This window comes from Microbulbifer agarilyticus S89, from assembly GCF_000220505.1.
GTDB lineage: Bacteria > Pseudomonadota > Gammaproteobacteria > Pseudomonadales > Cellvibrionaceae > Microbulbifer > Microbulbifer agarilyticus_B.
In genome coordinates this window covers 1-23,515 of record NZ_AFPJ01000044.1, presented here as the reverse complement: position 1 = coordinate 23,515, position 23,515 = coordinate 1, and the positions used below count along the sequence as shown (strand labels likewise).

General features: G+C 56.9%; 19 protein-coding genes. 6 read left to right on the top strand and 13 right to left on the bottom strand.

The annotated features are described in order from the left end of the window. On the bottom strand, positions 1-717 hold a 717-nt coding region (locus AS89_RS17740; RefSeq protein WP_158217373.1), incomplete at its 3' end, for a transporter substrate-binding domain-containing protein. A 670-nt stretch (positions 718-1,387) separates the two neighbouring features. On the opposite strand from AS89_RS17740, the gene AS89_RS0114435 reads away from it, so the two are divergent. Beyond that, the gene (locus AS89_RS0114435) at positions 1,388-3,652 is read left to right on the top strand and encodes a choice-of-anchor D domain-containing protein (protein WP_237709699.1); all 2,265 of its coding nucleotides are present in this window, start codon (positions 1,388-1,390) and stop codon (positions 3,650-3,652) included. Positions 3,653-3,795: 143 nt separating this feature from the next. Next, complete coding sequence (locus AS89_RS0114430; RefSeq protein WP_010133426.1) at positions 3,796-6,048, top strand: hypothetical protein; 2,253 nt, start codon at positions 3,796-3,798, stop codon at positions 6,046-6,048. Between the two features lie 95 nt (positions 6,049-6,143). Here AS89_RS0114430 and AS89_RS0114425 read toward each other — a convergent pair whose 3' ends face one another. The 4 genes from AS89_RS0114425 to AS89_RS0114410 all read right to left on the bottom strand — a co-directional run bounded on the left by AS89_RS0114425 (position 6,144) and on the right by AS89_RS0114410 (position 9,447). Then, positions 6,144-6,533 (bottom strand): STAS/SEC14 domain-containing protein, encoded by a 390-nt coding sequence (locus AS89_RS0114425; protein ID WP_010133424.1) that lies wholly within the window; start codon positions 6,531-6,533, stop codon positions 6,144-6,146. Between the two features lie 160 nt (positions 6,534-6,693). Continuing rightward, positions 6,694-8,211, bottom strand: coding sequence for an aldehyde dehydrogenase (locus tag AS89_RS0114420; protein WP_010133423.1), 1,518 nt, complete (start codon positions 8,209-8,211; stop codon positions 6,694-6,696). Between the two features lie 142 nt (positions 8,212-8,353). Beyond that, positions 8,354-8,878, bottom strand: a complete 525-nt coding sequence (locus tag AS89_RS0114415) for an asparaginase (RefSeq protein WP_010133422.1) — start codon at positions 8,876-8,878, stop codon at positions 8,354-8,356. Between the two features lie 161 nt (positions 8,879-9,039). After that, complete coding sequence (locus AS89_RS0114410; RefSeq protein WP_029250060.1) at positions 9,040-9,447, bottom strand: OsmC family protein; 408 nt, start codon at positions 9,445-9,447, stop codon at positions 9,040-9,042. 330 nt (positions 9,448-9,777) lie between these two features. Between AS89_RS0114410 and crp the strand changes: the two genes are divergently transcribed. The 3 genes from crp to AS89_RS0114395 all read left to right on the top strand — a co-directional run bounded on the left by crp (position 9,778) and on the right by AS89_RS0114395 (position 14,820). Next, positions 9,778-10,413, top strand: coding sequence for a cAMP-activated global transcriptional regulator CRP (crp, locus tag AS89_RS0114405; RefSeq protein ID WP_010133420.1), 636 nt, complete (start codon positions 9,778-9,780; stop codon positions 10,411-10,413). 274 nt (positions 10,414-10,687) lie between these two features. After that, positions 10,688-13,156, top strand: coding sequence for a TonB-dependent receptor (locus AS89_RS0114400; protein ID WP_010133419.1), 2,469 nt, complete (start codon positions 10,688-10,690; stop codon positions 13,154-13,156). 80 nt (positions 13,157-13,236) lie between these two features. Further along, positions 13,237-14,820: a tetratricopeptide repeat-containing sulfotransferase family protein gene (locus tag AS89_RS0114395; RefSeq protein WP_033230580.1), complete on the top strand. Its 1,584-nt coding sequence runs from the start codon at positions 13,237-13,239 to the stop codon at positions 14,818-14,820. A gap of 25 nt (positions 14,821-14,845) precedes the next feature. Here AS89_RS0114395 and trpC read toward each other — a convergent pair whose 3' ends face one another. From trpC to AS89_RS0114355, 8 genes are all read right to left on the bottom strand, one after another. Next, on the bottom strand, positions 14,846-15,640 hold the full coding sequence (gene trpC / locus AS89_RS0114390) for an indole-3-glycerol phosphate synthase TrpC (protein ID WP_010133417.1): 795 nt from the start codon (positions 15,638-15,640) through the stop codon (positions 14,846-14,848). Positions 15,641-15,644: 4 nt separating this feature from the next. Further along, positions 15,645-16,679 (bottom strand): anthranilate phosphoribosyltransferase, encoded by a 1,035-nt coding sequence (trpD, locus tag AS89_RS0114385; protein ID WP_010133415.1) that lies wholly within the window; start codon positions 16,677-16,679, stop codon positions 15,645-15,647. Positions 16,680-16,901: 222 nt separating this feature from the next. Continuing rightward, positions 16,902-17,480 (bottom strand): anthranilate synthase component II, encoded by a 579-nt coding sequence (locus tag AS89_RS0114380; RefSeq protein ID WP_010133414.1) that lies wholly within the window; start codon positions 17,478-17,480, stop codon positions 16,902-16,904. Next, a complete protein-coding gene (locus AS89_RS0114375; protein ID WP_010133413.1) occupies positions 17,477-18,331 on the bottom strand; it encodes an ion transporter in 855 nt (284 codons plus the stop codon). The genes AS89_RS0114380 and AS89_RS0114375 overlap by 4 nt, the downstream gene beginning before the upstream one ends. Before the next feature lie 72 nt (positions 18,332-18,403). Beyond that, entirely contained in the window at positions 18,404-19,885 is a 1,482-nt protein-coding gene (gene trpE / locus AS89_RS0114370) for an anthranilate synthase component I (RefSeq protein WP_010133412.1), read from the bottom strand. 330 nt (positions 19,886-20,215) lie between these two features. After that, positions 20,216-20,884, bottom strand: coding sequence for a ribulose-phosphate 3-epimerase (gene rpe, locus AS89_RS0114365; protein ID WP_010133411.1), 669 nt, complete (start codon positions 20,882-20,884; stop codon positions 20,216-20,218). Positions 20,885-21,096: 212 nt separating this feature from the next. Beyond that, positions 21,097-21,801 carry an N-acetylmuramate alpha-1-phosphate uridylyltransferase MurU gene (murU, locus tag AS89_RS0114360; RefSeq protein ID WP_010133410.1) on the bottom strand — a complete coding sequence of 235 codons (705 nt, stop codon included), beginning with the start codon at positions 21,799-21,801 and terminating at the stop codon, positions 21,097-21,099. Between the two features lie 103 nt (positions 21,802-21,904). Then, positions 21,905-23,014, bottom strand: a complete 1,110-nt coding sequence (locus tag AS89_RS0114355; protein ID WP_010133409.1) for an aminoglycoside phosphotransferase family protein — start codon at positions 23,012-23,014, stop codon at positions 21,905-21,907. A gap of 146 nt (positions 23,015-23,160) precedes the next feature. Between AS89_RS0114355 and AS89_RS17735 the strand changes: the two genes are divergently transcribed. Then, a partial coding sequence (locus AS89_RS17735; RefSeq protein WP_010133408.1) for a hypothetical protein occupies positions 23,161-23,515 on the top strand: 355 nt, incomplete at its 3' end.

Here is a 23,515-nt window from a genome sequence, read left to right as displayed (position 1 = left end):
GGGGAACTCCTCGAGCAATACCGCCGACACATTACTGTCGATAATGGTTGCTGCAAACGTGCCGTCAGCAACACCAGCCAGCAACTCCTCTTGGGTAATGGGCTCATCGAGAACCTGCGAGCGCAAGGACATCTGCAGTTTGGCCGAAGGGGCCTGGTTCAACTCGGAAATGGTTTCTTCAAAAGCACTGCCCTTGCGCACCGCGACCTTGATTACTGTTGGGCCATCCGCTGAATCGGGAGCGACGACTTGCGTTCGCCGGGTAATCAGCTGCTCCTGTACATACTTCAACGGACGCACATACAACACCTGTTCGGCGCGCTGCTCTGTGCGAGTAAAGTTCACCGCAATCACATCGCCGCGCCCGTCGCGCAGAGCGGGAATCAGGTCAGCAAAGTGATCGACGTAGATCCATTGCACCGCCAACCCGCGCTGCTCGGCAAATTTCTCAGCCAGGGCCCGCCATTCGGCAGTGGGCAAACCCTCCCGCGGCAGCGAATCCTCTTCCAGTCCTTTCGGAGCCAGTAGACGCAATATGCCCTGCTGCTCTATCTCCGCGAGGTCACCCTGGTTGATGTAGTTGGTAAACTCAGGGATCTCTGGCTCCTCGTCCAGAAAATCGGCATCTGCAGCCGTTACTGCGGCAGGGTCATTCTGCAGGCGCTGGGCAGAGCTTTGACTGGCTTTGTCCCCGCAGGCTGTGAGCAGAAGCGCCAAAAGGGCCAGCACCAGCAGACACGTCCGTCCCGCACCTCTCGCCCATCTCACGCCTTTCGCACATTCTTTTTCATGCGTCCGTTTTGCCAATAAACCAACCATCCAGCACATACCTCCTGTTTTCGGTAGCGGACATCCACTGTCTCACAAACTGTGTGAAATTTCGATTTTGCATGAATTTCACACAATAACCTCGCGGTGATCCGTACACCCGAATACCCACAAGAAGTCCAGATCGCAAAAAAATCACACCACGTCATGTGTTGAACATGACGCAAAAATAGACCTGCCATTCAGGCTGGCACCTTCGCAACTCCTCAGCTGGTTCTATAGCGGCATACGAAAAAGCCGCATGTTATGCCCTGGCATGCTTCCTAAAAACGCCTGGCGACATACGAATAACTATCGAGAACACACTATGCAACCCTCCAAATTTTTAACGAGACTCCAGTTAAGCGCGGCGGCAGTATTTATATGTGCATGGGCGTCAACCGGCGCTAGCGCAGAAACCATTTATGAGGATAACTTTACCAGCGGCGATATCAGCGGCTGGTCGACTACCGGCAATGTCTCCGCTTATAACGGCAATAGCATGCGTCTGCGGGGCACATCTAGCGCTGCACGCACTGTTTCTACCGCGGGCTACTCTGCGGTATCTGTCGAATTAGTTATGGCTGCCACCTCGCTGGAAAATGGCGAGTTCTGTTACGGTGAAATTTCCACAGACGGCGGCAGTAGCTGGACAACTGTACTTACCATTGCCAATGGTGATGACAACGGCAGTCAATTCTCCAGCACCAGCGCCCCCGCCGGTATCGACAACAATGTCGCCGTGCAGCTGCGCTATCGCGGCACCGGCGCCACCACCGGTGACTACTGTTATGGCTACCGGGCACTAGTGACGGGCACTGGCGGCGCGCCCACCGATCCTGACATTAGCGCCCCGGCCAGCATCAGCTTTGGCGCCATCGCAACAGGCGCAAATGCCACCCGCACAATCACTGTCGCCAACGACGGCTCTGCGACACTGGTCATCAGCAACGTAAGCAATCCAGCAGCACCTTTCTCGGTAAGCAGCAACGATTGCGGCAGTGTGAGCGCCGGCGCAAACTGTGGTATCGATGTGACTTTCGCACCACAAGCGGATGGCAACTTTAGTGGCAGCCTCACTATCTCTTCCAATGATCCGGATGAGGGAAATATATCTGTTGGCTTGAGTGGCAGTGCTGCTACTGGTGGCGGCAGCGTGGATGACTTCGACCCACTCAGCGGTAGCGGTAACGTATCGCGTGCTGCGCTGACAATGAATACCCTGATCAATGGCAGTGACCCGGGTAGTTTGGTGGATTACAGTCATTACGCCTTGCCTGCTAATGCGGCGATGCCAGGAAACCAGTTTGAGGGCTCCCTGGAGCTATTCGGTGAAGCCACTGGTGGCGCCTTTGACGAACAAAAAGACTCGTTCCGCTACACTGGCTCTCAGGATACGACACGCAAGCACCTGCCAGAATTCAATTTTGAATTTGTACAAACCGGCAGTCATATCTTCCCGGTGCAACGTGGCTCTATTGCCAGTGCGCATCCGGAGTGGGAATACGTGCTTACGCCGGGGCGCGTATGGGACGAAAATGGGGATGCCGGTTACAGCCGTGTCGCCCTGCCATTCGCGCTTCAGCAAAAAAATGCCAATTGCATGCACAATGGCATGATGACATTCCTGTTCAAGGATGACGGATCCGTTTCCGATGTAGCCTATCAGATTGCCGGTGAAACCTGTCTTTACTTCCAGGTAGACATGTGGGGACAACTCGCCGCGAGTTACACCCCACACAGTGTCAGCAATAGTGCGCAACTGACCAGCGATTACCAAGCTGAAGTCAACAACCGCATGCCCAGCAAGCCTCTCAGCGCATTGAACCAGGATTATCCGGGCACCGACTACACCGCGTTCGCAACCCCCAATGGAAAGGATCCACTAGCCATTTCCCTCGTCGGCTTTGTTATCGACGGCACGCATTATGTAGGTGGTTGTAGTTCGCGACAGGGCGACTACCCCTTCTGTGAATCATTGGTTGTGCCGTCTTACTCCAGTGCAAAAACTGTTTTTGCCGGGGGTGCCATGATGCGTCTTGAAGAGAAATACCCTGGCACTTTCAACCAGGCCATTGGCAGCTACATCAGCGAGTGCAACACAAACGGTAACTGGGACGATGTCACGTTTGGCAACGCCCTCGACATGGGCACCGGTAATTACAAGTTGGCGGGCTATATGAGTGATGAAGGGGCAAGCCATACCAATGACCTGTTCCTGCCGGAGGACCACGCCAGCAAAATCAATTACAGCTGCACCGAGTATCCGCGCAAAGCAACGCCCGGTACGAAATGGGTATACCACACATCCGATACCTACATTTTGGGCACGGCGATGAATGCCTACTTACGCGGTATTGAAGGAAGCAGTAGTGATATTTTCAGCGATATTGTGGTGGACGAAATTCTGGCACCGCTCGGCGTCAGTCCTACTGCGGAATTCACTCGCCGCACTTACGACAGCATCCAACAACCGTTCACCGGCTGGGGCCTTATGTGGTTGCGTGACGACGTTGCCAAGATTGGTGCTTTCCTTGCTGACGACAACCAATCCGTATTGGAACAATCACAACTGGATGCGGCGCTTCAGCGCAACAGCGCGGATCGCGGCCTGGAGCCGTTGACTGACTATAAGTACAACAATGGTTTCTGGGCCCACGAAGTGAGTGGCAACATGAGCGGTTGCAGTAATCCCCTGTGGCTACCGTTCATGTCTGGCTACGGTGGTATTACCGTACTGATCCTGCCAAACGATTCCGTTTACTACTACTTTGGCGACGACGATGAGTACCTGTGGATGGACGCTGCGCAGCAGGCGAACGCGATCCGCAGTCTATGTCAGTAACTGACGACCTCTGAAAACCTGGGCGGGTAACCGCTCAGGTTTTCGCACCTCCGCGCTTGAAGCAATTTCCCTGACAGAAAATGACGTCAAACCAGTTGACGTGAGCAACACCTATCCACCCCTCAGATTGAAGAACCAGAAAAATGAGAATCCTTCGAACCCTTACCCTGTCGGTACTGCTATCCGCATGTGCGACGACAAGCCTGCAGGCAAACACCTTGCTGGATGAAGACTTTCAGGACGGTAACATTACCGGCTGGTCGACAACCGGAACCGCCTACGCAAACGCGTACTATGGCAATTACTCCATCGGACTGCGGGGGCCAAACGCAAGTGCCAGCTACACCCTCTCTACGCTGGGCTATGTCAACGTGAATATTTCACTGGATATTTCTGCCTACTCCCTGGAGTTCGGCGACAGCTGTATCGCCGAGGTTTCCAATAATGGCGGTAGCACCTGGGTAAATGCGATTACATTGGTTAATGGGCAGGACAACAGCGCCCTGTACTCCGCCAGTTCGGTGGCAATTGATGCGGACAACAAGAGCCAGCTCGTCATCCGATATCGAAATGTCGTAAACAGGGGCAACGATTATTGTTATGGAGACAACATCCTGGTTACCGGCGATACCGATACTGGCGGTGGCAGCAGTGGCGGTTCCAGTAGTGGCGGTAGCAGCGGAGGCAGTAACGATGATTACTACGATGAGCTCACCGGCTCGGGTAGTGTCACCCGCAGTGACCTCAGCTATGCGACCTTGACGGCAGGTAGTGACCCGGGCAGTCGTGTCGATTTATCTGCGTATGCCGTGCCGCAAGACGCCGCACATCCAGAGCATGCATTTGCTGGCACCCTGACACTGAGCGGAGAAGCTACCGGCGGTAGTTTTTCGGAAGTCGTGGATACCTATAACTACACAGGGTTTGCTGACAATACGCGCAAGCATTTACCAGAATTTGCATTCCAGTTTATTCAGACCGGCAGCCATATTTTCCCGCTTGAGCGCGGGTCTATCGCCAGTAGCCATCCGGATTGGGAATATGTATTGACGCCAGGGCGCGTATGGCAGGAAAACAGTGACAATGGTTATAGCCGCGCAGCCCTGCCCTTCGCCTTGCAACAACGTAATGCGAATTGCATGCACAATGGTGTGATGACATTTCTGTTCAAGGACGACGGCTCTGTTTCCAAGGTAGCGTATCAAATCAGCAGTGAGACCTGCCTGTACTTCAAGGCAGACTGGTGGGGACTGCTGGATGCAAGTTATACCCCTGAGTCCATCGCCAACCAGAGCCAGTTGATCCAGGATTACCAGGCCGAAATTGACGGACGCATGCCCACCAAGCCTTTGTCTGCGCTCGCCACCGACTACCCCGGAACCGATCCATCGGCATTTACCGCACCAAACAGTACTGATGCGAGCCATATTTCCACTGCAGGGTTCATTTACGCCGGTGTGCATTACCGCGGTGATTGCGTGACCCGCAATGGCAACTACCCCTACTGTGATTCCCTGGTAGTGCCTTCTTATTCCTCGGCTAAATCCTTCTTCGCCGGCGTGGCAATGATGCGACTTGAACAGCTTTACCCGGGCGTGCGCAATACCAGTGTCGCAACTCATGTGCCTGCATGCAGCAGCAACGGCAACTGGTCTGACGTGACCTTAAACAACCTGCTAGATATGGCCACGGGTAATTACGACAGCGCCAGCTACATGGTCGATGAGGGTGCAGCTCACACCGACGGACTGTTTCTCGCCGACAGTCACAGCAGCAAAATCAGCTATAGCTGTAGCCAGTATTTGCGCAAGGCGACACCGGGCAGCCAGTGGGTTTACCACACCTCCGATACCTACATTGCCGGCACCCATATGAACGACTACCTGCAGAATCAACAGGGTAGTAGCGCGGATATCTTTGCAGACACCATCGTGGCAGACCTCTGGGAGCCGATCGGCGTTGGCCCCACCGGGCTCTATACTCGACGCACTTACGATTCCGTTGCGCAACCATTTGCCGGCTGGGGCCTAATGTGGCTGCCAGATGATGTAGCAAAAATTGCCAGTTTTGTTGGCATCGAGGACGGAAAAATTGCAGGACAGGCAATGCTCGACAGCACCCAGCTCGACAGCGCTTTGCAACGCAATACGGCCGATACCGGGACTGTGCCACTCAGTAACTACCGCTACAACAATGGGTTTTGGGCACACAACGTAGCCGGCAACCTGAGTGGCTGCAGTGGTGCCCAGTGGATTCCGTTCCTTTCCGGCTTTGGCGGGATCACCATCGTCCTTCTGCCCAATGACAGTGTGTACTACTACTTCAGTGACAACGATACTTATTATTGGCTGGAGGCCGTGCAGGAAGCGCACCAGATCCAGAGCGCTTGCCAATAACCGAGGCTTCTGGAACGAAAATAGGGGCGATAAATCGCCCCTATTTTTTACGCGTAACGCACAGAGAAATGCGGATAGCAAGGAATGCGAGCTCTTTAGGAAGTCTTCGTCAACCAGGCCAATGCTTCTGTCTTGTCTTCGAAAAAGCGGGCTTCACCGCCAATAAACCAGCTGCCGATCTTGGCCGCGGTTTCCTGCCAGGATTTATTCCCCACCATCGCGATCTTGTTGAACTGGCGGCCATGCTTCAGGCCGAGCTTGAGATCATCCCAGGCGGCACGGATTTCCCAGCCGTCCAGCTCGCGCATGTCCATCATTACATCGATCGTCGGATGCTGCATGCCGGCAATCGCGGACTCCAGCATCGGCACCATGGTTTGATAATCCTGATGCTGTAACTTGCCGCGCGCATACAAAGTCATCAATACCCGTTCACTGCCATGCCGCTCAATACTCACGGAAAAGCCATGAGGATATACACTCATAGTCCAGCCTCCTGATTCGCCATACACCGATGCCAAGTACGAGGTATAGCTGCAGGTCGCGCACATTGCAATGTAGTGCCCCCAACAGACTTGCTCGCAAAAAAAAGGGCTGCAAAAGCAGCCCAAAGGAGTCAATTCAGACGGGATAACCCAGGGATGATTAACTGATATCGATCCAGGTGGACTTCAACTCGCAGTACTTGTCCAGCGCGTGCAGGGATTTGTCACGGCCGTTGCCCGACTGTTTGAAGCCACCGAACGGCACGGTGATGTCGCCACCAAAGTAGTTGTTGACCCATACCGAGCCCGCGCGAATGTCACGCGCCATGCGGTGGGCACGGCCAAGATCTTTGGTCCACACGCCAGAGGCCAGGCCGTAGATAGAGTCGTTGGCGATCTGCAGCGCTTCTTCTTCGGTCTCGAATTCGATGATCGACAGTACCGGGCCGAAGATTTCCTCGCGCGCAATGGTCATGTCGCCGCTCACACCACGGAAAATGGTCGGCTCGTAGTAGTGACCGCCTTCCACTGCTGCCGCCGGCTTGCCGCCGCACACCAGATTTGCGCCCTGTTCCAGGCCTTTGGCCACGTAGAATTCCACGGTGTCGTATTGGCTCTGGTCAATCAGGGCACCCATCACGGTGTTGGGATCCTGCGGGTGGCCCGGCTGGAAGCGCTCGGAAGCTTTCTTGACCTTCTCAATAAAGGTGTCGGCGATGCCTTTCTCCACCAGCAGACGGGTACCGGCGGTACAGGTCTCACCCTGGTTATAGAACACCGCCAGTGCGGCCGCTTCCGCGGCCTTGTCCAGGTCAGCGTCGGCAAATACGATGTTCGGGCTCTTACCACCGAGCTCGAGGAAGGTACGCTTCAGGTTGGATTGGCCGGAGTATTCGGTCAGGGTCTTGCCCACTTCGGTGGAACCGGTGAAGGTCAGACCATCGATATCCATGTGCAGGCCCAGGGCCTTGCCCAGGCTGCTGCCCGGTCCGGGCAGTACGTTCAGTACGCCATCCGGCAAACCTGCCTGTTTCGCCAGCCCCGCCAGCTTGATTGCGGTGAGCGGTGTATTGGATGCCGGCTTCAGGATCACGCTGTTACCGGTGGCAAGCGCCGGGCCCAGCTTCCACGCGGTGGTGGAGAGCGGGAAGTTCCACGGCACGATCGCCGCCACAACGCCCAGCGGCATACGGGTAATCAGGCCAATCTCGGTGGGGCCGGTGGGAGCAATCTCATCGTAAATCTTGTCGATCGCTTCCGCATTCCAGCGAATGGTGGTGACCGCACTGGGCACATCCACATTCATGGTGTCGCTGATGGGCTTACCCGCATCGAGGCTTTCCAGCAGGGCAATTTCATCGCGGTTTTCTTCGATCAGCTCCGCGAAGCGCACCAGGATCTTCTTGCGATCCATAGGTGGCATGTCGGACCAGATACCGGATTCGAAGGTCTCACGCGCGACCTTGACCGCCACCTCGGCGTCTTCCGGTCCACAATTGGCAATCTGTGCCAGCTCGCGGCCATCTGCCGGGCTGGTGCAGGGGCGGGTCTGGCCGCTGATTGCATCCACATAAGCGCCGTTAATAAATGCGCGGCCCTCAATAGTGAGCTCGTCGGCCCGGGCGAGCCACTCCTGCAGGGTTTGCGGCGTTGGCTGTGGGTTCCGGTTGTCAGTCATGGTCACCTCGGTTTGGCACACGAATAGTTGGCATCAGCTAAAAACTGAAGGATTATTCAGTTTATATCTAAAATGTGATCACAAATCAATGAATCTGTATTTTGCTGCACAGAAGCTGGCACTGTAAACCTGTGAATGCCACTTACACGGCCTCGAAGGTACCGCTCTCCAGGTTTTTGCGTGCGCCGGGAATCGCGAATACCCGATTGTGGAACGCGATATAGAACCCGGGCGGCAGCAGGCGCGCGGCGAGAAGCGCTTCGGTGACATTCTGGCGGGCATCGGAATCGATAAAGCCCATGGGGCGCATGGCCCCGGTGAACACCACGGGCACCGCGGGCGTGCCCATCTTTGCGAAACAATACTCGGCGGTAACCGACATGGTGTCGGTGCCGTGCAGAATCACGATGGGGTCGCCCTTCTCTACGGTACGGGCGATGGCCGCACAAATCTGGTCGCGGTCGCTGTCGTCCATCTCCAGGGAGTCCTTGTTGAGGATGCTCTCCAGTTCGAGATGGGTATAGGGCAGGCGCAGGCTGCTGATCAGGCCCTCGCGAATAATAGAGGCGCGGTTTTTCAGGGTGCCTTCGGACTCGCAGTAACTCTTCTCGATGGTGCCACCGGTAGTGAGAATGCGGACACTGGTCTTTTGGTTGAGATCTGTCATCGTTTTTCCCGCTGACTGAGTACAATTGTGCGCATATTAGAGGGCTGGGGAGAACGAAACAATTCTAGTGTCCCGAAACGCAATTCATCGGCGTGGGACAGGGGCCTGCCCGCAGTGCGACACCGCGGACAGATCAGGGGAAGGTTCGGGACAAGAAGGGCTCAGGCCTCTTCGATACGGTAGGAGTGCACGATTTCCACATCGGCTTTGCCAAGCATGATGGATGCCGAGCAATACTTTTCTGCAGACAGCTCCACCGCGCGCGCCACCTGTGACTCCTTGATGTTGCGTCCGCGCACCACGAATTCCATTTCAATTTTCTCAAACGGCGCCGGCACTGCATCCGGGCGATGACCTTTCAGTTCCACATGGCAGCTGACCACATCCTGACGGGTCTTTTGCAAGATACCCACCACATCGTACGAAGCGCAGCCGCCCACGCCTAGCAGAATCATTTCCATGGGACGGATACCATTGTTTTTCTGGCCACCTTCCATCACCACGGAATTACCGCTGCCCGCTTCACCGACGAAAGTCACACCATTTACCCAGGTCACCTGACCTTGCATTACGCCCGCCATGGAACTCTCTCCTTCATATTGGATGGGGGCCGGGAGCTTATCACAACAGTCTGCGGAATCCGCAGCACGGCGCACGGGGAAATTGGTGCGGACGTACAGTCTCACCCTAATATCTGAGTAAGCCTTAACTTACGGTGGTTGTCAGCGCTGTGCGCAACCGCTATAAACGAACCCTGCCTATACCCCACACAAAAAGTGGCCCAGATCACATTGCGAAAGATTGGCTCGTAAAGGCCCTGTTTGCACTAGGGTTTTAGCGGGATAATCGTCCCCTTAACCGGGATCAGGCACAAATATTTCAAAAAAAGGAGTAGATCCGTGACGGTCTCTACCGAAGACACTCTGACTAGTGGCAACATCGAAGACTTCCTCGCCCACTGCCACCGCCGCCGCTACCCAGCCAAGAGCACCATTATTTACGCCGGCGACCGCTGTGAGTCTCTGTACTTCATTATGCGTGGTTCCGTCACCGTTTTGATCGAAGACGACGAAGGCCGCGAGATGATCGTTGCCTACCTGAACGATGGCGACTTCTTTGGCGAGATGGGCCTGTTCGACCAGGATACGCGCAGTGCCTGGGTTCGCACCAAGACCGAGTGTGAAGTAGCGGAAATTTCCTACACCAAATTCCAGGAGCTGACCCGCCAGCATCCGGAGTTCCTGTTCAATCTGGCTACCCAGATGGCGCTACGCCTGCGCAACACCACCCGCAAGGTGGGCGACCTGGCGTTCCTCGATGTCACCGGCCGCGTAGCCCGCACCCTGCTGGACCTGTGTAACGAGCCCGATGCGATGACCCACCCGGAAGGCATGCAGATCAAGATTACCCGCCAGGAGATTGGCCGTATCGTGGGCTGTTCCCGCGAGATGGTTGGCCGGGTGCTGAAGACCCTGGAAGAACAGGGGCTGGTATCGGTAAAAGGCAAAACCATGGTGGTGTACGGCACGCGATAGGTTGCCGCCATCCATGAATTGAACAAAAGCCGGGCAATTGCCCGGCTTTTTTGTGGGCCAATAAACGATCAACGCCCACTCCACGCCCCAAGAAGGTTCACGCGCACCAACAAAGAGCGCCCCTACCGCACCCTGCCAGAGCATGCACCAAGTTGCCGCGGCAGCACAAAATAATTCACCGTCTGATGCTGAAATTTAGCAACAAATTCTTGCTCGCACTGGTACGTTGGTTGCACCCAAAACAACACACAACAAAAAGCTCTAGGGGAACCACGTGAGACACAACAACTATCTCGGACTGAAAAAGTCCCATCTGGCACTGGCGATTTCCTGTGCCGCCCTGCCCATGCCGCACCTTGCTACCGCACAGGCTGCCGACACCGAAAACAAGCCCGTGTTCGAGGAAGTGGTAGTGACCGGCTCCCGCCGCGAAGAGAATGTGATGGATATCCCCATCAATATTTCTGCAGTGGGCGGCGAGAAGATCGAAGACCTGCGCCTCGACAGCATCGCCAAGATTGCCTATTACACCCCCGGCCTGACCGTAGTCGACCGCGGCCCGCGCGATGAAAGCCCGGACATCCTGGTGCGCGGCCTGAACACCGGCGGCCTCGGCCCGGGCTTCAGCAGCAGCACCGTTGCCACTTACCTGGGTGATATCCCCCTGCAGGTAGACCTGAAGCCCATCGACCTGGAGCGCGTGGAAGTACTGATCGGCCCACAGGGTACCCTGTACGGTCAGGGCACCATGGGTGGCGCTATCCGCTATATCCCCGCTAAAGCAGATCCTTCTGGATTCACCGCAACCGTGCGCAGTAGCGCCAGCAGCAACGCCGAGAGCTCCGGCCTCGGCTCCGAGTATGGCGCGACCCTGAACTTTGCGATCACCGATATCCTGGCCGTACGCGTAAACGCGGACAGCATCCAGGACCCCGGCTTTATCGACTACAACTACGTCGTACGTGAATCTGGTGTATCTAACCCCGACCCGGACTTCAGCAACCCCGATGACGTTGCCGCGAACCTGCGCCGGGTGAAAGATGCCAACGGTGAAGACACCAAGTCTGGCCGTATCAACGTGCGCTGGCTGGCCACCGACTGGCTGGAAGCCAACCTGTGGCACTACTACCAGGATACCAAGGCGGAAGGTCGCCAGCTGGCTCACCAGCTGTCCTTCAATACCGGTCCTTACGAATCCGGTATGCGCTACGAAGAGCCTAACCACTACACCAACAAGCTCACCAGCATCGAGCTGATCGGCGATCTGGGCTTCGCCCAGGCCACCATGGTTTACGGCCAATCCGAATACGATGAGCTGGGCCAGCGTGACCAGACCGACCTGCTGTTGGACCTGGACTACGGTTATGACTCCTTCCCCTCTTTCTCCGCCTATACCCGTGAGGAAGTGAAGGACAAGGCCGATACATTCGAACTGCGTATGTCTTCCCAGCACGAAGGCCCGTTCAAGTGGGTAGCCGGCTACTTCCAGAACGAATACCAATCCGATGCCATCAGTGAAGAATTCACCCCATTCTTCGACCAGTTCGTTGTGGACAACTGGGGTGGTGTGCAGCTGCGTCCGGACAACCTGGAATACATCCAGCTGACCGACATCGACGAAAAGGAATCCGCTTTCTACGGCGAGCTGACCTACGACATCACCGACACCCTGTCGGTTACCGGTGGCTATCGTCGCTACAAGTTTGAAACCGATATTACTGGCGGTTTCGGCCTGCCGTTGTTTGAAACTGTATTCCTCGGCGAACCCCAAGACGCGATCAACGTAGACCTGGGCAGAAACCAGGGTGAAGACGAAGGTGACCTGTTCAAGTTCAACGTCGCCTGGGATGCCACCGCCAACGGCATGGTGTACTTCACCTACTCGCAGGGTTACCGCAATGGTGGCGTTAACTCCGTACCGGAGTGTACCGCCGAGCAGATCGCCAGTGACAACCAGCAGCTGTGTGCACTGTCGGATGAAGTGCTGATCGACCCGGACAAGATCGACAACTACGAAGTGGGCTACAAGGGCCTGGTAGGCGATCGCCTGTCCGTGAGCACAGCGCTCTACTACATCGACTGGACCGACCTGCAGGTAGCCACCACCACCACCAACGGCTCCCTGCCGATTACCGGCAACGGCAGTGCCGCGGTCAGCCAGGGCTTCGAACTGCAGGGCAGCTGGTTGATTAGCGACAACCTGGACCTGGCATTCACCTATGCCTATACCGATGCAGAGCTGACCGAAGACGCGCCGGGCCTGGTTGGCCCATACGATGTCTACGCCGGCGCACGCCTGCCCGGACATGCGGAACACCAGGGCTCCCTGAACCTGAACTACACCACCACAGTTCTGAACGGCTACGACCTGGACCTGAACTACGGCCTGGTCTTCGCCAGTGACGTGTACAACATGGTCGGTGGCCCGGAGGATCCACTGTACATGATCGACGAAGACACCGGCGACATCATGGCTGGCGACCGCGGTGGTGAAGCGATCCCCGGTTACGCAGTGCACCATATGTCCGCAACTCTGCGCATGGACAAGTGGACCGTACAGGCATTCGCCGACAACCTGTGGGACAAGTACTACATCACCGGTACCCGCACCAGCCGTCGCAACCTGCAAGACGAAAACAATGGCCCGGGCATCGAGTGGGGCAATGGCTTCACCCAGCGCTCTTACGGCCAGTACGTAGGTACCCCGCGCACCATCGGTGCCCGCTTCACCTACGAATTCTGATGCTGACTTAGCTTCAGGACTTCACTGGAAGCCGGCCTGGGATACACTATCCCGGCCGGCTTTTTTATTGGTTGCTCTCCATGCAAAACCCCTCGCTCCCACAACTCCACGCTGCCGCCGAACAGGCCCTTAACCGGGGTGATATGCGCACGCTGCACCAGTGCTGCCGACAGATTCTGCAGCTCGATCCTGAGCACAGCGACGCTTGGTTTCTGATCAGTATTGCTGCCGCCGCAGCCGGCCAGGTGAATAAAGCGGTGGAAATGATTGAGCGCGCACTGGTAACAGCGCCGCGCAATGCAGAATATTTGAGCCAGAAGGCCCGCTACTGCGCGCAGCTGAACCTGTATGCCAAGGCGATACAGGCGGCGGACGCGGCCATGGCGGAAAACCCCGAGCGCGCACTGATTCTCGACACCCTCGGCGTGGTGTATGCGAAGTTTGATGAACACGAGAAAGCGGTACTCCCGTTGCGACGCGCCGTGGCACTCGCACCAGACAATGCCCAGTTCCAGTTTAACCTGGCATCTGCCGAGCAGTTTCTTGGCAACCAGGAAGCGGCCCGCACCGCTTACGAAAACGCGATCTCACTGCAGCCAGGCTTCAGTCGCGCACGCTGGGCTCTGTCTGAACTGGAAAAAAATGACACCCAGTCCACAACAGGCAGCGAGCTTGAGAAGCTGTTAACGCCACCCAACCTTGCCGCCGAAGACCAGCTTTACCTGAGCCACGCGCTGGCACGGAATCTGGAGCGCGCCGGCGATTACACCCAGTCCTTCCGCTACCTCGCGCAGGCGAAAACACGCTACCGCGAGAAAATTGGCTACAACTTTTCCCAGGACGCAGAGCTATTTTCGGCAATTAAATCTGCGTTTCCGAGCGACACGCCCATACCGGAAAGCGCGGACTCAAGCCTTGGGGAAAACTGCCTGTTAATTCTGGGCATGCCCCGCTCCGGCACAACACTGGTAGAGCGCATTCTCGCGAGCCATTCGCAAATCGAAACACTCGGCGAACTGCATGAGCTTCCTCTGGCAATCAAGCGTCACTCCAACAGCCGTTCAGCACAAACTCTGGATCCCGAGGTAATCACCGGGGCACTCACCGCGGACGCGGAAGCTATTGGCAGGGATTATGTAACACGCTGCGGCGAGCGCGGCAAGACCGCTACACGCCTGATCGACAAGCTGCCGATGAATTTTCTTTACCTGGGAATTATCCTGCGCAGCCTGCCCAGGGCCAAAATTGTGGTACTCGAGCGAAACCCACTGGATGTGTGCCTGAGCAATTACCGCCAGCTGTTTTCCTTCAACTTCCGCTACTACCACTACCACTACAGCCTTACCGATACGGCACGCTATATCTGCGCCTACAAAGATTTAATGGCCCACTGGCACAGCCTGTTCGGTGACAGAATCTATACACTGAATTACGAAAAACTCACCGAAAATCCGGAGCAGGAAGCGCGTGCGCTGATGCAATACTTGGCGTTGCCGTGGGAAGCGGAGTGCCTCGAGTTTTATCGTTCAGATGCCGCCGTGTCCACGGCCAGCAGTGTGCAGGTACGCCAACCTATTTACCGCAGCGCAGTGGAACGTTGGCGCAAATATGAGAAGGAGTTACAGCCGGCCGCGGCAATCTTTGCCGAGGCCGGGCTGATTTAAGCAATGAGATCAGCTGAACTAACGTTTAGTTAAACAGTTCCATCAGGCGTCGACCGGGCTCTTTCTCACGCATAAACGCTTCGCCCACCAGGAAGGTATCGACATTGTGGCCGCGCATGGCCGCTACATCGTCGGTGGTGTGGATTCCACTCTCGGTGACCACGATACGATCATCCGGGATCATACCCAGCAGGCTGAAAGTGGTTTCCAACTGAACTTCAAAGGTGTGCAGATTGCGGTTGTTGATCCCGATCAACCGGTTCGGCAGTTTCAGCGCGCGCTCCAGCTCCTGGCGGTCATGCACTTCCACCAGCACATCCAGGCCCAATTCCTGCGCCAAATCATTCAGACTGGTGAGCTGTGCATCATCCAGGCAGGCAGCAATCAACAGGATACAGTCGGCACCCATGGCGCGGGCCTCATACACCTGATACGGATCAACAATAAAATCTTTGCGGATAACCGGTAGGCGCACCGCACTGCGCGCCTGTTGCAGGTATTCATCCGCACCCTGGAAAAAGTCCACATCGGTCAGTACCGACAGGCAGGCCGCACCGCCCTTCTCATAACTGGTGGCAATCTCCGCGGGGATAAAATCTTCGCGAATAACCCCCTTGCTCGGCGATGCCTTTTTAATTTCAGCAATCACCGCTGCCTCACCGGCTTTGCGCTTGGCTTCAATCGCCTTCACAAATCCGCGACAGGGTGGCTGCTGCAACGCACGCTGCTGCATTTCATCCTGGCTAACCAGCTTCTTGCGCTCGGCGACTTCTTCCCACTTGCGCTCGACAATGGTTTTCAGAATTGTTGGCGTACTCATGACTTCACTCTTTGAATGCGCTGGTAAAGGCAGCCAGCTCGTTAATTTTTTCCCCGGCCAGCCCGCTATAAATCGCGTCCTGCGCCATGTTCACCCCTTCCGCGGGGCTCGCGGCAACGCCACTAACGTAAATCGCCATACCGGCGTTGAGGGCAATAATGTCGGCAGCCTTGTTGCCCGCAGGTGTTTCGCGCTTGCCCAAAGCATCGCGAATCAGTGCGAGGGAGGCCTCGGAGCCATCCACACATAGGTCATCCATGGCTCTCGGTTCGATATCAAAATCCGCGGGCTTGATAACGATTTCCGTTAGCTCACCATCTTTTAATTCCCAACCGCGGGTCGCGGCGGCGAGGCTCACTTCATCCAGCCCATCGTCGCTGTGCAGTACCAGCACGTGCTCGGAACCCAGCGTCTGAAGTACTTCTGCCAGCATGCGGCAGTAGTGCGGGTCAAACACGCCGATTACCTGGCGCTTTACACCGGCCGGATTGGTCAGCGGCCCCAGCAGGTTGAAAATAGTGCGCAGGCCCAGCGCCTTGCGCGGGCCAATCGCATGGCGCATGGCACTGTGATAGCTCGGCGCGAACATAAAGCCCACACCAACACCGTCCACACAACGCGCCACCTGCTCCGGGGTTAGCGGTAAATAGATGCCCGCCTTTTCCAGCAGATCGGCAGAACCAGAAGAAGAGGAAACCGAGCGGTTGCCATGCTTGGCCACCCGCGCGCCGGCAGCGGCTGCAACAAAGCTGGACGCACTGGAGACGTTAAACAGGTTCGCCCCGTCACCACCGGTACCCACAATGTCGACTGCATGAGTGGGGTCGAGCTCAACCTTGGTGGCCAGCTCACGCATCACTTCCACCGCGCCGGTGATCTCGTCGACGGTTTCTCCCGCCATACGCAGGGCTACCAGAAACGCACCGATCTGCGCGTCTTCCGCTTCGCCGCGCATAATCTGCCCCATGGCCCCGCGCATCTCTTCGCGGGTGAGATGTTCGCCTTCCACCAATTTGGCAATGGCCTGCTGGATATTCATTATTTTTACTCCTCCCCCAAATCCCTAATCAGGTTGGATAGCAGATCTCCGACAAAGCTCAGGTCTTCAACGTGAAGGTGCTGATGCCGGTATCCATTTGTGAGACCTTCTAAAACAGGGATGTTTTAGAAGAGCCCCCATGGATGGGTTCACGGTGTGTCTCACAAACGGATACCGGCAGCAGTGCCGCCACTAAACCCGCTACAAAGCACACAAGAATCCTCAAGACTCCAAAAAATTCCTCAGCATATCGTGCCCGTGCTGAGTCAAAATCGATTCCGGGTGGAACTGCACCCCCTCGATCGGCAGCTCGCGATGGCGCAGCCCCATAATTTCATCCATCTCGCCATCTTCCGTCTCGGTCCACGCAGTGACCTCAAGACAGTCCGGCAAACTACCCTTCTCCACCACCAACGAGTGATAGCGGGTCGCCTCAAACGGGTTCGACAGGCCGTTAAACACCCCCAGGTTGTTGTGGATAATCGGCGACGTCTTGCCGTGCATCACTTCACCGGCACGCACCACACGCCCACCGAACACCTGGCCAATACTCTGGTGGCCGAGGCAGATGCCGAGAATCGGCAACTTGCCCGCATAAGCGCGAATAGTATCCATGGAGATACCGGCCTCGTTCGGCGTACAGGGTCCCGGGGAAATCACAATCTTTTCCGGGTTCAACTGCTCAATATCGGCAACGCTGATCTCGTCATTGCGCTTCACCACCACATCCGCACCCAGCTCCGCCAGATACTGCACAATATTGAACGTGAATGAATCGTAGTTATCGATCATCAGGATCATGATTCGGTTCCTTTATCCTGTGCCGCCTCGCCCAGCCGCTTCTGTAAGCGGGCAAGGGATTCCTGGGTGGCACGCAGTTCGCGCAAAATTTCGGTCTGGCTCGGCGGCATGGAAAGCTCGTCCAGGCGGCGCAACTTGGCTTCTTCCAAGTTGTTCAGCACCACCCCGATAAACAGGTTAATCATCACAAACGCGCCCATCACCACGAAGCTGATGAAATAGATCCAGGCGTAGGGCATGGCATCCATCGCGGTGTACATAATGTCCGTCCAGTCCTCAAAGGTAACGATACGGAACAGGCTCAACAGGGCGATGGGCAGGGTACGCCAGTGGGTGGGGTCGATTTCATGAAACAGGAAATAACCGGCCACACCGTAAATGTAAAAGATAATTCCCATCAGTAAGCTGATATGGAACATGCTGGGCAAGCTGCGCAGCAGTGTATCCACCAGCAAGCGCAGCTCCGGGAAAGCGGACACCAAACGTAAGACCCGCAACACCCGCACCAAGCGCGCCAGCGTGGCCATGGGACCGGCCGCAGGAATCAGGCTCAGCACGATGATGGAGAAATCAAAGCAGTTCCAGCCGTTGGCGAAATAACGCCACGGGCGACGCCCCTCGGCACTAATTTTGACCGCCGCTTCCACCATAAAGGCAATCAAAATAAGTTGATTCACCCCCAGCAATGCATCGTTGAAACGTTCGACCACCCAGGTGGAGGTTTCCATGCCCACCACTACCGCATTCACCAGAATCAGACCGATAATCACCTGATTGAAGATCGGCGCTTCCACGAGGCGACGGCAGCTCTCGGCAAAGCCGCGTTTCTGTTGTACTGATATTTCACTCATCGGTAATACGTCTTCCAATGTTTCAACAGGGGTCTCAATACGTGTTTCAATACGGGTCTCGATACGACTGAGTTATTCACCGGTAGCGATAGCCACGGCGCGGAACAGTGCCCGCGCTTTGTTCATGGTCTCATCCCATTCGGACTGCGGGTCAGAGTCCGCCACCAGGCCGGCACCGGCCTGCACATACACTTTTCCATCTTTGATCACCGCGGTGCGGATTGCGATGGCGGTATCCATATTGCCGTTCCACGCCAGGTAGCCCACGGCGCCGCCATAGACACCGCGCTTTTCCGGCTCCAGCTCGTCAATAATTTCCATGGCACGGATCTTGGGCGCACCGGAAAGCGTGCCCGCCGGGTGCGCCGCACGCAGGGCGTCGATGGCGTTGAGCCCCGGTTGGATCCTACCGGTCACATTCGACACGATGTGCATCACGTGGGAGTAGCGCTCCACCACCATCTTTTCTGTTACCTGCACGGTGCCGGTCTGCGCAACCCGTCCGACATCGTTGCGGCCGAGATCAATCAGCATCAGGTGTTCGGCAATTTCTTTCGGGTCCGCCAGCAAATCCTGTTCCAGCGCCAGGTCCTGCTCTTCGGTGGCACCGCGGCGGCGGGTACCGGCAATCGGGCGCACGGTCATGTCCCCGTCTTCCAGGTGTACCAGAATTTCCGGGCTGGAGCCGACCACCTGGTGATCTCCCAGGTCGAGGAAATACATATAGGGGGAGGGGTTCAGGCTGCGCAAGGCGCGGTAAAGATTCAACGGTGGCACGGTAAACGGTGCAGACAGGCGCTGTGACGGCACCACCTGCATGACATCACCGGCGAGGATGTAGTCCTTGACCTTGTGTACGCCCTGCTTGAAGGCGTCTTCGCCGAAATGGGAAACAAAGGTGTCTTCGGCGGTGTGCTCACCGTCGATACCGAGCGGCTCGACGCTGTCGAGGGGCTGGGACAGCTGGCCGACCAGCTCGTCGAGACGACGCTGGGCAGATTCGAACGCATTTTCCTGTTGCGGGTCGGCGTGCACGATAAACAGCACGGCTCCGGCCAGGTTGTCGAACACCACCAGTTCGTCGCTCACCATCAACAGGATATCCGGGTTACCCAGGGTATCCGGCGGGCAGCTGTCGGCCAGTTTCGGCTCGATATAGCGCACCACGTCGTAGCCGAAATAGCCGACCAGGCCGCCATTGAAACGCGGCAGGCCCTCGATTTCCGGCACTTTATAGCGGCTCCGGAACTCTTCGACGAAGGCCAGCGGGTCTTCCACCTGCTTCTGCTCAATCACTTTGCCGTCACGCTCGACCGTTATCTCATGACCGGTCACTTTCAGTACGGTGCGGGCGGGAAGGCCAATAATGGAGTAGCGGCCCCATTTCTCCCCACCCTGTACCGATTCCAGTAAATAGCTATAACGGCCGCCATCACGGGCAGCGAGCTTCATGTAGGTGGTGAGCGGGGTTTCGATATCGGCCAGCACGCGGCGTACGAGGGGTATGCGGTTGTATCCTGCAGACGCAAGCTGGGTGTATTCGCTGGGGGTCATGGCGACTCCGGTCTGTGCAATGCTTTGTTTGTTCTAGCGGGGCCTGGATTGCGCATCTTGGTGGAATCCGACCCGCGGGGAAGGCGCCCGTCGGACCCATACATGTGACTCTTCATAGAGCTAGGTCTTCAGGCTTCAGCGGTTCAGTGGCGCCATCGCCAGCTGTGATTGAGGTGGGCAGTGCAGTTCAATGTCAGAATCTCGCAGCGTCGAGTTGCTTCCCTGTATTCCGGCGAGCAAGTGTACAAAGGTCTCTTGGGGTGGGCAAGCGCCGCTTGGCGCCCGCCCGCTCCTGTGACCAATAGTTCTCAGATGTTCCTGAAGTCGTTCTCAGACCTGAGCCAGCTCGGCGCGCATGGCGCTAATCACTTCTGCATAATCATCCTGATTGAAGATCGCGGAACCTGCGACGAAGCTGTCGGCACCGGCCTGGGCGATTTCGCGGATGTTATCGCGAGTCACGCCGCCGTCGATCTCCAGACGAATATCGCGGCCGGAGTCGTCGATCAGTTTGCGCGCCTCTTTGAGCTTGTCGAGGGTGGCGGGGATGAACTTTTGCCCGCCGAAGCCGGGGTTTACCGACATGAGCAGGATCATGTCGAGCTTGTCCATCACATACTTGGCGGCGTCGAGGCTGGAGGCGGGGTTGAATACCAGGCCGGCCTTACAGCCGAGAGATTTGATCAGTTGCAGGGAGCGATCGACGTGTTTGCTCGCTTCCGGGTGGAAGGTGATGTAGGTGGCACCGGCATCGGCAAACATGCGGATCATGTCGTCGACGGGTTCGACCATCAGGTGCACGTCGATCGGCGCCTCCACACCGTGGTTGCGCAGGGCTTTGCACACCATGGGGCCGATGGTGAGGTTGGGGACGTAGTGGTTATCCATTACGTCGAAGTGCACCCAGTCGGCGCCAGCGGCGAGGACGTTGTCGACTTCCTCACCCAGGCGGGCGAAGTTGGCGGAGAGGATGGAGGGTGCAATCTTATAGTCCGGCATTTTCTCGTCTCAGTACCAGTTGAGTGGAGGGCCTTCTTGGTTGGGCCCTATTTTGGCTTTTGTGGCGGCAAGGCACAGGCGGGGGCTTTCGGGACCACTGTAAACCCATCCCTGGGCGTTTCGGCGCAAACCTCCTGTTTGCGACGATCCCGAAAGCCCCCACCTGCGCCTCACCTTCAATTTTGACTTATGCAGTGTGTGCGCTTTTTTGGCTATTCAGCGCGTAATTTCTCTTCCAAATTATTCAGGCGCTCAGGCGTACCCACGTCACACCAGTCACCCTTGTAGACTTCCGCCTGCATCTTGTCTTCGTTATGCGCGAAGACTTCACCAAGGCCGTAGCATTCGCGGGCATTGGGGTATTCGGTAAGGATTTGCGGGCGCAGGTAGCTGATACCGGCGAAGGTGTAGCGTGGCTTGGTGCTGCCGGAGAGCAGTCCATCGTCGATACCGAAATCCCCCTCCGGGTTGTGTGGCGGGTTGGGCACCATCAGCAGGCGACCGGGGCAGTTTTCCGGTAACGGGTTGTTTACCCACGTGGAAAAGTCAAAGTCACACCAGACATCGCCATTCACTACCAAGAAGGGCTCTTCGCCCAGCAGCGGTAATGCCTTGCAGATACCACCGGCGGTTTCCAGTGGCTCACCCTCTTCCGAATACTGAATCTGCACGCCAAAACGCTCACCGCTCCCCAGATGCTCACGGATCTGGCCGCCCAGGTGTGCGAGGTTAATAACAAGGTTCTTCACCCCTGCGGTAGCAAGGCGCTCGATGGCGTATTCGATCAGCGGCTTGCCGAGCACCGGGATCAACGGCTTGGGCGTGAAATCGGTCAGCGGGCGCATGCGCTTGCCGAACCCGGCGGCAAGTAGCATGGCGGTGGGCGCCTTGGACGCCTTAGGCGGTTGCGATGTCATGCGGTCCTTTTTTATTTAGCGGCTTAGTCGGCGGCTTGTTCAGCGGCGTTATTGAGCAGCCTTATTGGGCAAGCGGGCAGCGATCGTTGTGGGGAAGCACACGTTACGGAGTAACGGTGGTATCTGCCTGCTGTCGCTCGCCGGCGCTGCGGTAGTCGCGATACCAGTCCTGCTGCTCCACCAACGGCATTATTTCAGCCCGGAACCAGCGGGCAAAGGGCTGCAGCTCTGCGTATTTATCGCACACTTCGAGGGTATAGCGAATGACCAGCGGCAAATCTGGCAGATAACCGTGCTTGCCGTCCCGCAGATACAGCCGCGGGAAGAGCCCAAGTACCTTGAAGTGGCGCTGCAGGCCAATCCAATCGAACCAGCGCAAGAAAGTTTCCGGGGCCACCTCGGGAATCACACCCGCGTCGACGGCAATGGCGGCGTAGGCCAGGGCCCAGTTTTCTACCTGCTCCTGCGGCCAGCGGATATAGCAATCGCGCAGCAGAGAGGCGAGGTCGTAGGTGACCGGGCCCCACACGGCATCCTGGAAGTCCACCACCCCCGGCCGCTCACCATCACGAACCATCAGGTTGCGGCTGTGATAATCTCGGTGCACCAGCACCTGTGGCTGACTGCTGGCGCTGTCGAGCAGCTGGGCAAAGGTGTGCTCTATCAGCTGATTTTCTTCTTCGCTCAGCTCCCGCTGCAGCAGCTTGCCGATCAACCACTCGGGCAGCAGGCGCATTTCCATATGCAGCAGTTCGCGATTGTAGGGCGGAAACAGCCCTTCCTGACGCGGGATCTGCTGCAGGCACAGTAATTCATTCATCACCTCGGCATACAGGCCGGAGACGCTGTCCGGATTCAGGTCGCGCAGTAATTGCGTGTCGCCGAGGTCTTCCAACAGCATGTAGCCGTGCTCGACATCGGCGGCAATCACCAGCGGGGTGTGGATGCCGTTGCGTCGCAGGTAGTCCGCTAGCGCGACAAACCGATTGACGTTGGTCCTGTTTGGAGGGGAATCGACCGCGATCAGCGAGGGCGCGGTATCGGTGCGAAAGTAGCGACGGAACCCCGCATCGCCAGACAGGGCCTGCAGATGCAGGGTCGCTTCAAGCGGCGGCACTTGCAGCGACTCATGGCCTGACTGCAGGGCACGGGCAGCCCACTGACGCAGTTGTTCTTTGCGCTCATCCGGGGCCTGGGTTACACACTCGTTCATCCACTACCTGCTTGTTCACTTCAACACGTCACCACGGGATTGACCACGCGAATGGCCTTGAATGGTACCAATGCCGCCTGAAAACCCGGCATTGTAACGACACCCGCCATACGGTTCACCCGCTAATCTTTGCGCGGCCGGTTTCCATGGCCGCAACCATTCAAGTAGAATCGACCGCTGATTTTGCGGACCGGTTCAAACTTCACCGATTCGTACTTTTTGACGCCATTCGCGCAACTCTCGCCAACGGCCAGAATCCAAGACAGACTCTAAAGATAGCTGGAACCAATCACTCGATGCTGGAAGCTTCCCGCTGGCGCAGCCTTGCGCTGGCCATTGGACAATTATCACGCCCCCGCCCTCTCGCTTTCGGCCTGCTCGCTGCTCACGCCCTGTGGCCGCTCGCATCCGCCGCGGAAAGCGATGTCGCTTCGGCTCAGCTCGAGGAAAATCCCTACCTCTATCTGGACTGGTTTCCCAGGGGCCAGCTTGAGCCGTACC